The organism is Paenibacillus sp. GP183 (assembly GCF_900104695.1).
GTDB lineage: Bacteria > Bacillota > Bacilli > Paenibacillales > NBRC-103111 > Paenibacillus_AI.
In genome coordinates this window covers 3,037,135-3,053,235 of record NZ_FNSW01000001.1, presented here as the reverse complement: position 1 = coordinate 3,053,235, position 16,101 = coordinate 3,037,135, and the positions used below count along the sequence as shown (strand labels likewise).

At 45.9% G+C, this 16,101-nt stretch carries 14 protein-coding genes; 11 read left to right on the top strand and 3 right to left on the bottom strand.

Annotation, left to right across the window (positions count from 1 at the left end; genetic code table 11):
• The first annotated feature begins 585 nt into the window (after positions 1–585).
• The 6 genes from BLV33_RS14970 to BLV33_RS14945 all read left to right on the top strand — a co-directional run bounded on the left by BLV33_RS14970 (position 586) and on the right by BLV33_RS14945 (position 7,213).
• Positions 586–2,220: a glutathione ABC transporter substrate-binding protein gene (locus BLV33_RS14970; RefSeq protein WP_090793111.1), complete on the top strand. Its 1,635-nt coding sequence runs from the start codon at positions 586–588 to the stop codon at positions 2,218–2,220.
• 66 nt (positions 2,221–2,286) lie between these two features.
• Complete coding sequence (gene gsiC / locus BLV33_RS14965; protein WP_090793108.1) at positions 2,287–3,207, top strand: glutathione ABC transporter permease GsiC; 921 nt, start codon at positions 2,287–2,289, stop codon at positions 3,205–3,207.
• A gap of 57 nt (positions 3,208–3,264) precedes the next feature.
• On the top strand, positions 3,265–4,131 hold the full coding sequence (locus BLV33_RS14960) for an ABC transporter permease subunit (RefSeq protein WP_253187240.1): 867 nt from the start codon (positions 3,265–3,267) through the stop codon (positions 4,129–4,131).
• Between the two features lie 18 nt (positions 4,132–4,149).
• Positions 4,150–5,142, top strand: coding sequence for an ABC transporter ATP-binding protein (locus BLV33_RS14955; RefSeq protein WP_090793102.1), 993 nt, complete (start codon positions 4,150–4,152; stop codon positions 5,140–5,142).
• A gap of 3 nt (positions 5,143–5,145) precedes the next feature.
• Complete coding sequence (locus BLV33_RS14950; protein WP_090793098.1) at positions 5,146–6,114, top strand: ABC transporter ATP-binding protein; 969 nt, start codon at positions 5,146–5,148, stop codon at positions 6,112–6,114.
• Complete coding sequence (locus BLV33_RS14945) at positions 6,107–7,213, top strand: DmpA family aminopeptidase (protein ID WP_090793093.1); 1,107 nt, start codon at positions 6,107–6,109, stop codon at positions 7,211–7,213. Before BLV33_RS14950 ends, BLV33_RS14945 begins: the two co-directional genes overlap by 8 nt.
• A 32-nt stretch (positions 7,214–7,245) precedes the next feature.
• Here BLV33_RS14945 and BLV33_RS14940 read toward each other — a convergent pair whose 3' ends face one another.
• The 3 genes from BLV33_RS14940 to BLV33_RS14930 all read right to left on the bottom strand — a co-directional run bounded on the left by BLV33_RS14940 (position 7,246) and on the right by BLV33_RS14930 (position 9,753).
• The gene (locus BLV33_RS14940; RefSeq protein ID WP_090790221.1) at positions 7,246–7,827 is read right to left on the bottom strand and encodes a hypothetical protein; all 582 of its coding nucleotides are present in this window, start codon (positions 7,825–7,827) and stop codon (positions 7,246–7,248) included.
• Positions 7,808–8,911 carry an ogr/Delta-like zinc finger family protein gene (locus BLV33_RS14935; RefSeq protein ID WP_253187008.1) on the bottom strand — a complete coding sequence of 368 codons (1,104 nt, stop codon included), beginning with the start codon at positions 8,909–8,911 and terminating at the stop codon, positions 7,808–7,810. The genes BLV33_RS14940 and BLV33_RS14935 overlap by 20 nt, the downstream gene beginning before the upstream one ends.
• 119 nt (positions 8,912–9,030) lie before the next feature.
• Positions 9,031–9,753 carry a gamma-glutamyl-gamma-aminobutyrate hydrolase family protein gene (locus BLV33_RS14930; RefSeq protein WP_090793089.1) on the bottom strand — a complete coding sequence of 241 codons (723 nt, stop codon included), beginning with the start codon at positions 9,751–9,753 and terminating at the stop codon, positions 9,031–9,033.
• A gap of 681 nt (positions 9,754–10,434) precedes the next feature.
• On the opposite strand from BLV33_RS14930, the gene BLV33_RS14920 reads away from it, so the two are divergent.
• The 5 genes from BLV33_RS14920 to BLV33_RS14900 all read left to right on the top strand — a co-directional run bounded on the left by BLV33_RS14920 (position 10,435) and on the right by BLV33_RS14900 (position 15,587).
• Entirely contained in the window at positions 10,435–10,896 is a 462-nt protein-coding gene (locus BLV33_RS14920) for a GAF domain-containing protein (protein WP_171909166.1), read from the top strand.
• Between the two features lie 108 nt (positions 10,897–11,004).
• Positions 11,005–12,585, top strand: a complete 1,581-nt coding sequence (locus BLV33_RS14915; protein WP_090793082.1) for an ABC transporter substrate-binding protein — start codon at positions 11,005–11,007, stop codon at positions 12,583–12,585.
• A gap of 45 nt (positions 12,586–12,630) precedes the next feature.
• On the top strand, positions 12,631–13,398 hold the full coding sequence (locus BLV33_RS14910) for an SDR family NAD(P)-dependent oxidoreductase (RefSeq protein WP_171909165.1): 768 nt from the start codon (positions 12,631–12,633) through the stop codon (positions 13,396–13,398).
• A gap of 155 nt (positions 13,399–13,553) precedes the next feature.
• Positions 13,554–14,558, top strand: coding sequence for an NAD-dependent epimerase/dehydratase family protein (locus BLV33_RS14905; RefSeq protein ID WP_171909164.1), 1,005 nt, complete (start codon positions 13,554–13,556; stop codon positions 14,556–14,558).
• A gap of 150 nt (positions 14,559–14,708) precedes the next feature.
• Complete coding sequence (locus tag BLV33_RS14900) at positions 14,709–15,587, top strand: fumarylacetoacetate hydrolase family protein (RefSeq protein WP_090793074.1); 879 nt, start codon at positions 14,709–14,711, stop codon at positions 15,585–15,587.
• Positions 15,588–16,101: the final 514 nt, after the last annotated feature.

The following is a 16,101-nucleotide window of genomic DNA, read 5'->3' as shown; positions in this document are numbered from 1 at the left end:
TCCTTCTTTATTGTTGAAAGCAACATAATCAGATTGTGTTGCTTTTAGAACGCCCAGCATGGGCACCGTCAAAAATAATCCACTTAGTTCCGTCTTATAGATATCAAGCTTGCTGCATATGATCCATCTCTAATTAATAGGTAAAATGTTGGTATCCCATTATGTTAATGTACAATGTAATATTTTAATAATGTTGCATCCATAAAATACACATCACCGGATTTTTCTTGACAAATTTTCCTAATTCATGTTACCTTATCTTACAAAGTATAAGCCTTTATCTTCTTAAATTATGTGGATCGTGGAGTACGGCGCGAAGATGTCTGGGAGTTGTCTCCGGAAACCGACAAATTCTTCACCTTCATGAAGGATAACGGGTTGATGAATCTAGTCATCTGCTTCATATATTCATATATTTTGGCTCAAATTCTTTCATTGGAAAATGTTGCACCCCCCCAAAAAAAATCCGAAGTCTACACCATGAAAAGCTTGCTTTAAGTAGGATCTTTTTTTTCTGGTGCATTAAGTAAAGAGAGTTCAAAAGTTTGATATGCTGTCAGACTAAATATAAAGGGAGGAAATACAATGACGAAACGAAAGTATTTGGCAACCGTTTTAATTGGCTTGATGACCGTTAGCCTTACATTAGCTGGTTGCAGCACAAGCAAGCCGGTTTCATCCGATGCAAGCCAAAAACCAGTTTCATCTGGGGCACCGGAGATCAAGAAGGAAGCGCAGACTCTGGCGAAAAAGGAAGGGAACAAGCTTACGATCGCGGTAGCGGATAACTTTATTAGCATGGATCCCCACGACACGAACGACACATTGTCCGGTTCCGCGCAAGCAACCATGTTCGAAGGATTGCTCGGTTTCGACAAGGATATGAAGATGATCCCCGTACTGGCGGAAAGCTACGAAGCAAGCGCCGATGCGAAGGTATTCACCTTCAAGCTGCGCAAGGGGGTCAAGTTCCACGACGGAACCCCGTTTAATGCGGACGCCGCGAAGGCCAACTTCGACAGAGTGTCCAATCCGGACAATAAATTAAAACGATACAGCCTGTTTGCCCTCATTGTCAAAACTGAAGCGGTAGACGAGTACACCTTCAGGGTGACATTAAAGGAACCGTTCGGTGCGATGCTGAATAACTTCGCCCATCCGGCGGCGAGGATCATCAGTCCAAAGGCTTTGGCGACATACGGCAAAGATGTGTCCAAGCATCCTATCGGAACAGGCCCGTTCAAATTTGTCGAGTGGGACCCAAGCGATCATCTGATGGTTGAAAAAAATCCAGACTATTGGCAAAAAGGATTGCCGAAGGTGGATGGTATCAAATTCAAACCGGTACCGGAAAACGGATCGCGTGTAGCGATGCTGCAAACGGGGGAAGTTGATTTTATTTATCCCTTTCCTTCCGACCAGGCCCAGGCCATTAGTGGAAAAGACGGCATCGTTGTCGAAAATAAGCCATCCATCATTGCCCGCTATGTGGCCATGAACACAACGAAGAAGCCTTTCAATGACGTTCGAGTGCGTCAGGCGATCAACTACGCGATCAATAAAGAAGCTTTCTTGAAGGTTGTATTCCGCGGTTATGGGAGTGTCTTGGATTCGATCATTCCACCTGGCCTGCAATTTTACTCTAAGCAGACGCCTTATGCGTACAACTTAGAAAAGGCCAAACAATTATTGAAAGAAGCCGGTTATGAAAATGGCTTTGAAACGCAAATCTGGGGAGCCAACAACTCTACCGCGATGAAAGCGATGGAATTTCTGCAGCAGCAATTAGCGCAAGTAGGCATTAAGGTAAAGGTAGTTCCGATGGAATCGGGCACGCTCTCATCAAAAATTTGGAACGTTAAAGATCCGAAAGACGCGGAAATCGAGCTCTACTATGGTGGTTGGTCTTCTTCCACAGGAGATGCAGACTGGGGGATTCGTCCATTGTTAGCCGGCGAATCCGTCCCGCCGAAGTCCTATAACACAGCTTACTACACGAATGAAAAGGCCGATCAGCTCATTAGCGCAGGCCTAAATACCGCGGATCCAGAAAAGCGGAAAGCGACATATGCTGAGGTGCAGAAAATGATTTGGCAAGACGCCCCATGGGCAGGCCTTATCGTCGAAGACACGTTGGCGGGAAGAAAGAACTATTTGGATGGGGTTTATTTGATTCCTGACGGCGCCCTAAGTGTTAAAGAGGCGGAAATTAAACATTAATGAGAATTTGGAAGAGCGCTAAGATGATTAGCGCTCTCCTCATATTCAACCGGTAGGAGGCGCGGTATGCTTCGATATATCGTTAAACGCTTGCTTGGCATCGTCCCTATTCTATTGATCGTTTCCATTTTTATTTTTTTGTTTGTTCATTTGATCCCTGGCGACCCTGCTAGGCTTGTGGCAGGCCAGGACGCCAGTCAAAAGGATGTGGAGCTTGTTCGCCAGCAGCTTGGTTTGGATAAGCCGCTCGTGGCGCAGTATATAAACTTCGTCGGTAAACTGGTGCAAGGCAATTTGGGAGTATCCATGAAAACCAAACGGCCCGTATTTGAGGAAATCGCTGCAAGGTTTATGCCCACATTATGGCTGACTGTATGCAGCATGGCTTGGGCGGTCGTGCTCGGTTTGCTTATCGGTGTCATCTCGGCGACAAAGCGGAATAAGTGGCAGGATTACGTCGGCATGTTCAGTGCGGTATCCGGCATTTCATTGCCAGCCTTCTGCCTCGGTCTGGTGCTGATTCAAATATTTTCGGTCAAGCTCGGCCTACTGCCGACAGGAGGCAAAGACTCTTGGCAAAGCTATGTTCTGCCCTCGATCACATTAGGAGCCGGGGTCGCCGCGGTCATTGCCCGGTTCGTGCGTTCTTCCCTGTTGGATATTCTCAAGGAAGACTATGTTCGTACGGGAAGAGCCAAGGGCTTGAAGGAAAATGTGGTGGTGTGGAAGCATGCCTTGAAAAATGCGATGATACCGGTTATAACAATGACGGGTTTGCAGTTTGGATTTTTGCTCGGAGGCTCCATCGTCGTGGAGACCGTATTCAGTTGGCCGGGATTGGGACGATTGCTGATCGATTCGGTATCTTTCCGCGATTTCACGGTGATCCAGGCGGAAATGCTATTGTTTGCTCTCGAGTTCATTATGATCAATTTAATAGTCGATATTTTGTATGCGGTCATGAATCCACAAATTCGCTATGAGTAGGACGAGGAGGAGACGGATTTGCCAAATAGCCATGCAGTAGTCCGACCCAATGAACGTATCGTTCAACAAGAAGCGGAAAAGGTACATACCCCGTTATCCGAGTTTTGGCGAAAATTTAAAAAGCAGCGAATGGCGCTCATAGCCGCATGCTCTATCGTGATGATGGTGATTGTCGCCTTGACCAGTTCTCAAATCGCTCCCTATTCAGCTGTAGAGCCGGACTATGATCATATTTTGAGCGGTCCCTCTTTCCAACACCTGGCAGGGACCGATGCATTCGGAAGAGATATCTTAAGCCGGATTATTGAAGGCACGAGAATCTCCTTGTTTGTCGGATTGACCTCCGTATTCGCAGGAGGGATCGTAGGAACAATCCTAGGCATATTAAGCGGTTACTACGGGGGATGGCTGGACAGCATCATTATGCGATTGTGTGACGTCTTGCTAGCGTTTCCGGGAATTTTGCTGGCCATTGGCATTATTGCTATTTTGGGACCGGGTTTAGGAAATGTCATCATTGCTGTTGCGATTTTTAGCATTCCTGTTTTCGCTAGAATCGTACGAAGCAGTACACTCTCCATCAAAGCCGCGGTATTTGTCGAGTCTGCCCGATCCATTGGATCTTCCCATCGCCGCATCATTTGGAAGCATATATTTCCGGGGACGTTGTCCAGCATTATTGTGTATTTTACGATGCGGATTGGAACCTCGATTTTGACTGCGGCCAGCCTCAGCTTTCTGGGATTGGGCGCGCAGCCTCCCTCGCCGGAGTGGGGCGCGATGCTCAGCTCCGGAAGAGACTTTTTGAATACAGCCCCTTATATTGTCTTTTTTCCGGCATTTGCGATATTCATTACTGTGCTTTCCTTCAATCTGCTAGGTGACGGTTTGCGGGACGCCCTTGATCCAAAGCTGAAAGATTAACAGACAGGGAGTGGTTACATGAACGACAAGATATTGGAAATTTCGAATTTAAAAACTTATTTTTTTTTAGATAGCGGTCAAGTTCCTGCTGTCAATGGTGTCGATTTTTTTATACGCAAAGGGGAGACGCTCGGAATTGTAGGCGAATCCGGTTGCGGCAAAAGCGTCACCTCTCTTTCTATCATGCGTCTGTTAGCGCATACTCCGGGAAGAGTGGTCGATGGGTCGATTCGATTTGAAGGAACGGACCTTTTATCCCTATCGGAAAATGCAATGAGAGAGATCCGGGGTAACGAAATCGCGATGATTTTCCAGGAGCCGATGACTTCCCTAAACCCGGTCTTTAAAATTGGAGACCAGATTGGCGAGGCTGTGCGGCTTCATCTAAAGCTCGACAAGAAACAGGCCCGGGAACATGTGAAGAATATGTTGAAATTAGTGGGAATTCCACGCGCGACGGAAATTATGGACGAGTATCCGCACCAGCTGTCCGGCGGAATGAGGCAAAGAGTGATGATTGCGATGGCCATGTCATGCGAGCCAAAGCTGTTAATCGCTGATGAACCGACAACCGCTCTTGATGTTACCATACAAGCGCAGATCCTTGATTTGATGAAGAAGCTGAAAGAAGAAAAAGGGACAGCCATCATGCTGATTACCCATGATTTGGGCATTGTGGCTGAAATGTGCGACCGTGTCGTGGTGATGTATGCAGGAAAAGTGGTAGAGGAAGCCGATGTTTTTGAAATTTTTGAAAATCCGCAACACCCTTATACGAAAGGGTTGCTTAACTCCATTCCAAAGCTGCGTCAAAAAATGGATCGGCTGGAGTCCATTCCAGGCAACGTTCCGATTCCGGCGAATATGCCGACTGGGTGCAAATTTGCTCCGCGCTGCTCGCAAGCCATGGACATTTGCTGGGAACAAGACCCTGATTTGATGCAAATCGCAGATGGCCATCAATGTCGCTGTTTCCTCCTAAATGTGAATAAACTTGCAAAGGAGGCGTAAAGAATGGGTGATCTGTTAGTCGAAGTGAGAAATTTAAAGAAATACTTCCCGGTTAACAAAGGGTTACTAGGTCGGAGAAAATCGTATGTTCGTGCTGTCGACGGGGTTTCTCTCTCCATTCACAAGGGAGAAACGCTCGGATTGGTTGGAGAAAGCGGATGCGGAAAGTCTACGACAGGACGCATGATCATGCGGTTATTAGCGCCGACTGAAGGCGAAATATGGTTTAATGGCAAAGACATCAGCCAGTTCAATGACCATCAGTTGCGGGAGATAAGAAAAGAAATGCAGATGGTTTTTCAGGATCCTTATGCCTCCCTTAATCCTCGGATGACAGTCGGAGAAATCATCGCGGAGCCTTTAGTCGTTCATAACATGCTGGCTGGAAAAGAGAAAGAGAGACGTGTCCATGAGTTGTTGGAATTAGTCGGCCTCACTTCTTATCACGCGAAACGCTATGCCCATGAATTTAGCGGAGGCCAAAGGCAACGAATCGGGATTGCTAGAGCTCTTGCTTTGAATCCAAAGTTGATTGTGGCTGACGAGCCTGTTTCAGCGCTTGATGTTTCCATTCAATCCCAAGTGTTGAACCTTATGCAGGATTTGCAACAGGAATGTGGGTTGACCTATCTATTTATCTCCCATGACCTTAGCATTGTGGAGCATATAAGCACTCGCGTAGGCGTCATGTATCTGGGAAGAATTGTCGAGATTTCTGACAAGGATTCTCTGTATGATAAACCGTTACATCCTTATACCCAGTCTTTATTATCTGCTGTTCCGGTAGCGAATCCGCGTATTAAGAAAGAACGGATCATCCTGGAAGGGGATATTCCAAGTCCATCCAATCCGCCCAAAGGATGTGCGTTTCACCCACGCTGCCGGTCCTGTATGGATATTTGCAAGACGACCGTTCCTGAATTAAATGAGATTGAGCCGAGTCATTTTGCAGCCTGCCATTTATATGGATGACGAAGGGAGGGCACCCTTGGAAACACGATATAGACTACGGGAGCTCGGAGTAAACATAGGGAAATTTGAAACGGGAAAGTGGAACGGTATTACAGACGTTGAAGGAGTATTGGTCGGTCAACTAACGCTCTCCTATGAATTGTCAGGCGGAAAATTTGCACAAACTGGGGTAACAGCTATATTGCCGCACCCAGGAAACATATTTCAAGAAAAAGTGTTAGGCAGCTATTATGTCATTAATGGGTTTGGAAAAACAGTCGGAAGTGTGCAATTGCAGGAGCTTGGTCTCATTGAGAGCCCGATTGTGCTGACCAATACACTATCCGTTCCTGCTGCTGCGGAAGGGACGATCCGCTACCTGCTCGAACAAAATAAGGATATTGGCGATACGACGGGAACCGTAAATGTAATCGTCGGCGAGTGTAATGACGGGTATTTAAACGACATTCGCGGACTACATGTGAAACCTGAAGATGTGTATAAAACCATTCAATCAGCGAAATCAGAAATGATAGAAGAAGGATGTGTAGGTGCCGGAACAGGCATGTCTTGTTTTGGATACAAAGGAGGAGTCGGAACAAGCTCCAGAAAAGCCTCGTTTCATTCTGAATCATATACGGTAGGAGCACTCGTTGTAAGCAATTTTGGCAAAAGAGAAGATTTCCATTTTCCTTATTGTATCCCAACAGCGGTCCTTATCGGAGAACAAAATGATGAGAATGGTCCGGACGGCTCTATTATGATTGTCATTGCAACGGACGCGCCAGTAAGCGAGAGACAGCTTCATCGGATAGCCAAACGGGCGGCATTCGGGCTTGCACGTACAGGATCTTACGCTGCCCATGGAAGCGGAGACATTGTCATTTCGTTTTCTACTGCGCACCGTTTTCCCCATTATCCAACCGCATTAACAAATACATGTTCTTATCTTGTTGAAAGTGGTGAGTATATTTCGCGTTTGTTTGAAATGACCGTGGAGGCTGTCGAGGAAGCGATTTGGAACTCTTTATGTAAAGCAACTACGATTCGCGGTCAATATGGAAGAATTCGACACGCGATACCTTACGAAAACATGGGTTTTACTAGCAAGGAAATATGAATGTTTTAGCTTTTAAAACTACGACGGCACAATCAACAAACTACCACTTGATCCCATTGATTCTCCAGTTGTTGCAGAAAATTGTGGGGATTGCGATTAAACCGTCTTCGTTGAACGCTTTCGGATAGTCGTTCGCTCCATTGTGCTTTGCGCATTGTATAGGTTTCATAGCTCACGGTTCGTAAACGGGCGACGACGTGCTTCTGACGAAGCGCATCATCAACAAGTACAATCATTTCTCCGTTACGTATGATGTAACTATTCCAATTCCGAAGACCTGTGATCCGACGATGGCAAGATTTCGTCCGCCGAAAAAATTGCTCCAGATCGTTGTTCGTTCGCGGGAGGTAATAGTGGTCGTAGCAGGTAAACAACCCTTTCCAGAACCCGCGAGAGTAGCGGATCACATTGTCGACCATGGGAGCATCGGTCTCGTCGGAATACGTCTGTTTGAGCCAGTTCAGCACATGAGTCATTTCCCATTCAGCCGTTTCGCTGGTCTTGTCTACTTCCGGCTCCAACGCCGCCGCTATATGTGAAATCGGCTTTGCCCAGCGACATACGGTTTCATAAAGGACCCCAAGTTCGTCTAGTTTACTGAAAATTCTGACCATACCCTGAAGAAGATGAGGCTCTTTTTTTAGTCAAGCATCGCTGTAGCGACGCCTGTATGGCCTGGGCTCGTTCATAGATCAGCATACCGGGCAAATCAAGTGGTGGTTCGCCATCTTCCAGGAGTAAAGCGCGCACTGCAGCGGCATAACCCTTTGCCACCTGGGCCTCCTTGTACGAGGGCGCTTCTGGTGCATCGCTCAATGCAAGGGGACTCGCTTTTGCGCTTGCCTGTGCTTCCGTGATTGCTTTTTTCTCGGCTTGCTCGATTTTTCGCTCTATATCCCGCAGGCCGCGCATGCTCTTTTTCAGTTCCATTTTGAGTTTGCGATCGGCATCCACAACAGGCTTTGCGATGTCTTTCAGATAATGGTATTGGCAGTACTGATACGGTACATCAGGCAAGAGCGATTCGAAAGCCTGCCGGATGGAAACCTGCCCGTCGCTGACAATCCCTACGATGGGATAACCCAGTTCAATAATCGGATCGATAAGTGTCCGTAATTCGGCGGCGGCTCCGCTCTTCATGTTCTGAGCCGCTAGAATCGTGCCGCTAAATACTTCTCGGATGACGTATAACATCTCGTTTCCTTTTTCGGGTTGGACGCCATCCATGGAAAGGATGATGCCGCCATTCTGTGCTGTGGTTTCCGCCAAGATTTGTTTGACGTAATCGTCAAGGCTTGCAGCTAGCAGTGTTTGATACCGTTCATATAAGGTTTGTGCGTATCTTTCACTCGTCACTATACCGCGCTCATTTAGCGTATCCGCAATCTCCTTGCAGGTGCGATGCTGTTTGAAGCGCAGTTCGCCGACGAGACAGAGCACATCGTAACTGTATGAGGAGTGCTTCATACTCAGCGCTTCCGCTTCAGCCGATTTGTACGTGACACCAGCGTGCGGACAGTCTATGTTGGGACAGGCATAAGCCATGCTCCAAGCGTGAATGACGCCGCTGAGTGTTGAAATTTTCTTGTTCCATGCAGTGTGGGAACGCTTTAATCTGATCCCGCAATGCGGGCAGTTTTTCATTTCGGGTCTGAAGTAAATTTTCGGCGCGGCGCCGAGGCGATTTTTCGAAAGCAAAAGGGTCAACTCCTAGAGAAATTGTTGTCCTTTATGTATTCGACAAAAGAAAGGAAAATCCTGTTTGTTAATTGTGCTATCGTAGTTTAAAAAAAGTTGATTATCCCACCTTTTTTAAGTTAGTTCATTTGACTTTTTACATAATCAATGAAGTACTGACATACCTGCAACATTTCTTCACTTTTGCCCCACATCATTTCAGGATGCCATTGGATACCTAAAGCAAATTGATGTACTGTACTCTCAATTCCTTCTACCACCCCATCTTCAGCTTGTGCGGCAATCATGAAATGAGGTGCCAAATCTTTAACTGCCTGATGGTGAAAACTATTGCTGAATACCTGTCCTTTTTGAAAGATTTCAAAAAGCTTACTGCCCTTTTGCAGAGAAACATAGTGGCTGGCATCTGGGCGAGGCGCTTTTTGCATATGCTGGCTACTATCTTTCATTTGAGAAGGAAGATCTTGATAGAGTGTCCCTCCCATCGCCACATTGATCAATTGAGCCCCTCGGCAAATCCCCAGAATCGGTTTATCTTTCGATAACGAATATCGAACGCTCATGAGCTCGATTTGATCCCGAAGCGGAAAAACTTCCCCTAGAAATCGATGAGGCATTTCTCCGTAATGATGGGGCCCTATATCCTCACCGCCGGTAAAGATCAACGCATCTGTCCGATCTATAATTTCCTTTATTAACTCTTCATCTTCAAGCAAAGGAATAACGATAGGAATTCCTCCACATTTTGCCACTCCGTTATAATACCCGTCTGCCACGTAGCAACCCATTGCTTGAGGATTTATGGATACTTTGGTGCTTGTAATTCCAATTAGCGGTTTCATCCTTTAATCCTCCTTGTCTTTATGCACCAGAACCTTTTCATCATTATAATACTTATAATTAGCAAAATTCACCATTAAATCCTGCAACACATTTTATTTGATTGAACTAACTATTTCTCGCAAGCAAACTCATCGTAATATTTTTCAAAGAAAAACCCATTTTTTCGTAGAGTTGAATAGCATGGTTCTCTGCAAAGGCACTTAGACGAATTTCAGGGTATCCTTAAAGTTTTAGGTGATCAATAGCACCATAAAGCACCATTAAATGCTTAGAAATTCCTTTTCCCCTGAATTCATGCAAGTATAGGTCCGCCGAGTACTTCGGTGAATCTTATATTTAGAGTCGCCTAAATAAGTACGATAGCTTATAGCTAATAATTGATGTTATTATACATGACATGATTATAGCTGGTGGGAAATAAAACAAAGAATTATTTTGTAGTTTTTTCATTTTGATGTTATTATACATGACATTAGTAAACGAGGGAATTCTCGGTTGTTACCTCGATGCCGCAAACAAGGTATACCATTAAAGTCGCTTATCGTTTGCTGGAGGAATTCGATCATGTTCTATTAGCCGGTTCGTTTAATGAAGGTATGATTCATGAATTGTTTTTTTCGGACTTTTGCTTTACGAGTTATGTTCACTATAAAAAATTGCAGACAGAAAGAGGTAACAAAATGAATGAAACGATTTCCGATCTTCAGCTCATTCTCGAAGATCTTCTTCAGCTAACCGATGCGAGCCGGACTACCTTGAGGATTGATATTCCAGAGCAAAACAGCAACATAGATGCACCTTTAATCGAGGTGTTAGCACCCGGTATTCGTTCTATAAAATCGCTCGCAAAGTTGGAACAACGCAAACTTCCTACGGTGATGTTTATGGAAGAAAATCGTTGCAACCTCATACAAGAAGATTGTGCCAACTCTGATGTTTCCCCGCCGAAGGATTTAATTCAAGTATACGGCGTTAAGGCGCAGATGTTAGGGCCACTTGTTTGGGATCATAAGTTGGTTGGTTTTATCTCGGTGCATTATACACCAAGTACCCGCCATTGGAGCCAAAATGAAATTACCGCACTCGATGATGTAAAAGAACGTGTCATGACCCGTTTAAAACAAGCTCAATGGGTGAGGTAAGTGTGATACTCGATCAAACGGGCATCCGAACACCGAGATTTAATCGTACGAAAATGGTGCAATCATGATTCAACACTTAAAAATTTGGATTAGCGGAGGGTCTAACTAATGAGAAAAAACGTCAAGTGGATCGCCAATTTAGCGATAGCGTCCTCTTTGCTGCTAACTTTAATAGGATGTTCCGCCGGTATCGCCAATCAGACAACAACAAAAGTAGGCAGCACGAGTACGAGTGCGAGTACCGCCAGCAGTACACCGAAAACAGGAGGCACGTTAAACATTTCGCTGTCAGGGGACACTGCGTCTCTAGATCCCAGCACTTCAGCTCTCGGTTATGAACGACAAGTCTATCAAAGTATATACGACAAGCTGGTCGAGTTGGACACCTCGGGGAAAATGGTGCCGATGCTGGCCGAGAAATGGAGCATCTCGAACGATAAAAAAACGTATACGTTCAATCTGCGTCAAGGGGTTAAGTTCCAAGATGGAACCGACTTTAACGCCGAGGCGGTTAAGTTTAACTTTGAGCGAAATAAGCAAGACACCTCCCCGCGTAAAAACGAGCTGAAATTTGTGGACAAAGTAACGGTACTCGATCCGCATACAGTGCAGATCGTGCTGACACAGCCATTTTCCGCCTTCCTCTCCATTTTAACGGACCGTTCAGGCATGATGGTATCGCCGGATGCGGTAAAAAAATACGGCGCAGACTTTAAATCAAATCCGGTGGGTACAGGGCCCTTTATGCTTAAAACATACACCCGAGGATCATCGATTGTCCTGGATAAGAACCCGAATTACTGGCAGCAGGGTTTGCCGAAGCTCGACCAGGTCGTCTATAAAATCTTTCCGGACCCGAATGTCGCATTTGTCAATTTGAAGAGCGGTGCCGTCGATATAACTGACTCGTTTCCTTCCAAGGAAATCGCCAATATGAAAAACGATCCTAAGACTCTAGTCATTAATGAAGCCGGTCAAGGGTTTTCCGGATTATTTATGAATTTGAATAAAGCGCCTTTCGATAAGGTGGAATTGCGTCAAGCCGTCGATTTGCTGATTGACCGGGATGCCATTGTCAACGTGGCACTGAATGGTGCGGCTATTCCGGCGAATTCGCCTTTTGTGCCTTCGCAGTTTGCTTATGGCAACAACGATAAAGCTGCAAAGCCCGACATAGTGAAGGCTAAAGAGCTTCTGAAAAAGGCCGGTGTGCCGGACGGATTCTCCTTTAAACTGATATACATCCAAAATCCGACGCTCCAGCAGGTTGTCCAAATGATTCAAGCCATGCTTAAGCAGGCCGGCATCAATGTCATTCTGGAAGCCCTTGACGCCACCGCGCATCAGGATCAACTTGTTAAAATGAATTTCGAGGCGGCCCTGCAAACATGGAGCGGACGGACGGACCCGGACCAAAATGCTTACGATAGATTCATAACTGGAGGCTATTTGAACTATTCCAAATACAGCAATCCGGAAGCCGATAAGTCTCTCAATGAGTCCCGCATGGAGGATGATCAAGCCAAGCGCAAATTGAGTTACGATAATCTGATGAAAACGCTCAATACGGATGTCCCTTATGTGTTTCTGTTTCATTCGAATTATGTTTTCGGACTTTCCAAAGCGGTTCAAGGCTATAAGTACGTATCCGACGGTATAATCCGCACCGTTAATTTGAGTAAAAATTAAGGATAGCAGGAATTGAGTCCATTTGATGACAAAGGAGAGAGAACTATGACGGAGAAAGGATTTTCAATGAGCGGCAAGGTGGCGATCGTGACCGGCGCGGGAGGCGGCATCGGCCGCGCAATCGCGGTCGCTTTTGCCGAGGCGGGTGCATCCGTCGCCTGCCTCGATCTCAATCTTGAGCTCGCGGAGGCCACAGTCGCCGCAGTGACGGCCACCGGAACGCACGGCATCGCGATCCGCTGCGACGTCGCAGAGGAGGCAGATACGCGCGACGCTGTTGATCGCGTTGTGACGACGTTTGGCGCCCTGCATGTGCTTCTCAACTGCGCTGCCGCATCCGACCCGACGAGCACCGTGGTCGACTGCACACCCGCAGACTGGGACATGGTCTTCGCTGTCAATGTCCGGAGCGCGTTCCTGATGAGCAAATGGGCGGTGCCGGCAATCGCGTCTAGCGGCGGCGGGTCGATCATCCACGTCGCTTCTCAGTTGGGCCGGGTCGGCGCGCCACAGCGCGCGGTCTATTGCGCAACAAAGGGGGCGCTGATCCAACTTGCGAAGGCGATGGCGATCGACCATGCATCCCAGAACATCCGCGTCAACGCCCTGTCTCCAGGCGCGGTCGAGACACAGCGCATGATGCGCTTCGGCAGCATGGAGGCGGCACGTGCCGAGTTGGGGCCGAAGCACCTGGTCGGCCGTATCGGCCTGCCGAATGAGATCGCTGCAGCAGCAGTCTTTCTAGCGAGCGATGCCTCCAGCTTTATGACCGGTGCCGATCTATTGGTCGATGGTGGTTACACGGCGATCTGAACCAGGCATCGGTTGATAAACAGAAATACGGAAGGACAAAAATCATAATAATCTGGATGACGACGCCAAGCTACTGCTTTCCAACGATCACGTGAATGAAGCATATCTGGCATAAATAACATGAACGCCGAATGGCCGGGGAGGAAGCGAAAGAAATGACGGTACTAATCACCGGAGGAACAGGTTTTATAGGTATTAATTTATCTGATGAACTAACCGATATGGGCACGGATGTCGTCTTATTTGCACGGGCTTCACTGCCTGAGGAAGCGAAAACCACTTTAGACCGTAGAAAAGGAAATTACTCATTTGTTCATTCAGATATATTAAACGGAAATGACTTAGATCATATTATAAAAAAATATGGTGTGACGAGTATAGTGCATGCTGCAGTAATTACGCCGGATTTAGAAAGAGAACGAAGCGAAAGCAGAAATATTATGCAAGTCAATTTTATGGGAACTGTAGAAATATTGGAGGCCGCAAAACGAAATAACATTGAAAAACTCATCTATTTAAGTTCGGGTTCGGTCTATGGAGAAGCAGCACTTGATGATGATTGGCTTAGCGAAGAGAAAACGTACCCTCGACCAACGACTTTATACGCAATTAGTAAATTCGCTGGTGAAAGAACTGTTTTAAGGTATAAAGAACTTTTTGATATGAATCTTACTGTTGCGAGAGTCGGAACGGTTTTTGGACCTTGGGAACGTTATACCGGCGTCAGAGATACGTTAAGTCCACTTTTTTTAACGACAAGATTGGCGGTCCTTGGGAAAGAAGCGATCCTTTCAAATCCATTTCACAAGGATTGGGTCTATAGCAAGGATATTGCGCGGGCACTTACCTCTTTATTGTTTTGCAAAAATTTAAAACATGATGTCTATCATTTAAGTTCAGGTGTTATTTGGTCTGTGTTAGATTGGTGTGAAAAACTAGCAAAAGAATTTCCGGAATTCAATTATAAATTAGTAAATAGTAATGAAATGGCAAATATTCCATACAGCGGAGATCGTTCTCCGCTTGCGATCAACAGAATAAAAGAAGACGTAGGATATGCGCCTCAGTATGGATTGGAAGAATCATTTAGCGATTATATGCAGTGGATTCGGGACACCTCTGGATTTTGGACTGAAAGTAGTCATTCATTGGGCCTTTAAAATAGGACCTCTTTTTTTATGGATAATTCATAGACCTTGAGAGCCACTTGTAATTGAAATTTAATTTCATTGAAGCAGCCGTGTACGTATACGAAAAAGCCAGGAATTCAGAAGAAGAAGTCAAACTTTATCTAAGGAGAGGGTTAAATTATGCGCCTTGCCACTATCAAGCTTAATGGTTCGGAAGCCACCGCAGTCGTGACAGAAAATGGAGTCATTCCCGTGGAGACATTAAATGCAAAGTTTAATAAATCCTGGTCGACAGAGCTGTTGAAACTGTTAATGACAGGGCAGCTGGAAGAAATGAAAATCTGGTTTCAAAACGGTGGGAAGAAGGATATTAAATCAATAGCAGATGAGATGATTCCACTTGTTCAAGTGAACTACGGACCGCTTTACCGCCATCCGCGAAAAATATGGGGCATCGGTCTTAATTATGTCGAGCACGCTGCAGACCTTCATGAAAAAGCACCAAGTACCGAACCCGCAAGCTTTATGAAACCGGACACTACGATTATAGGCCCGGGCGATGAGATCCAGATTCCCGTGCAGTCCAAACGCACAACAGCCGAATCTGAACTCGGCATCATTATCGGGAAGGAATGCAAAGATGTATCGGAAGAGGATGCCCAAAGCGTCATTGCTGGATTTACAACGATCATCGATATGACCGCTGAGGATATATTGGAAATTAATCCGAGGTATCTTACCCGCTCCAAAAGCTTCAATACATTTTTTAGTTTCGGCCCGCAACTGGTGACGCCAGATGAAGTGGACGATGTGCTGAATTTAAACGTGTCGACTGTAATTAACGGCAGCATTCACCGAAGAAATGTCATTTCTAACATGACATTTCGTCCCTGGTATCTGGTTTCATTCCACTCCAAAGTCATGACGCTGCTGCCGGGAGATATTATTTCTACCGGGACTCCGGGTGCTGTCGTCATTCGGGACGGCGATGTGGTGGCATGCAATATCGATGGGTTTGAGAGTCTGGTGAATCGTGTAAAGGATTTAAAAGCTACATAAAGGTAACAAATACTTGCATACCGAAAAACATCATTGTCATACTTTTCCACCCGACAAGGAAAATTGGTGTGAACAATTCAAAATAAGTACAAAAAACTGTCGTATTCAAATCTTCAATACAGCAGCTTTTTCGCCGTTAGACCCGTTACGGTGAAGAGCCTCATAAGTTAGTTGCCGTTATTGGTGGTATGAGAAGAGTATCACCCTAACAGCAACTTTTTTATTATTGTAGAACAAATACAACGAATTGTGGCTTTGATAGCCAGGGTTCACCTCCCCAAACTCCCTTCCTGAAAGGCACCTGTTGTAGGTGCCTCCGATACAGAGAGCTGCCGCAGACATGCATACAAAAACTGTGTTTTTTATTTTGAAGCAATTATTCGTGCTGGATACGCCATTTTCAATCCTGATATTCCCTCAAATTTCGCCGTGGTAGCCGATTTTTCTTCCGTGGAACAAAGGAAAAAAACGGTTCTGTTCGCATTGTTGGTTGGCGAAAGAGGTGTTCTTCGTT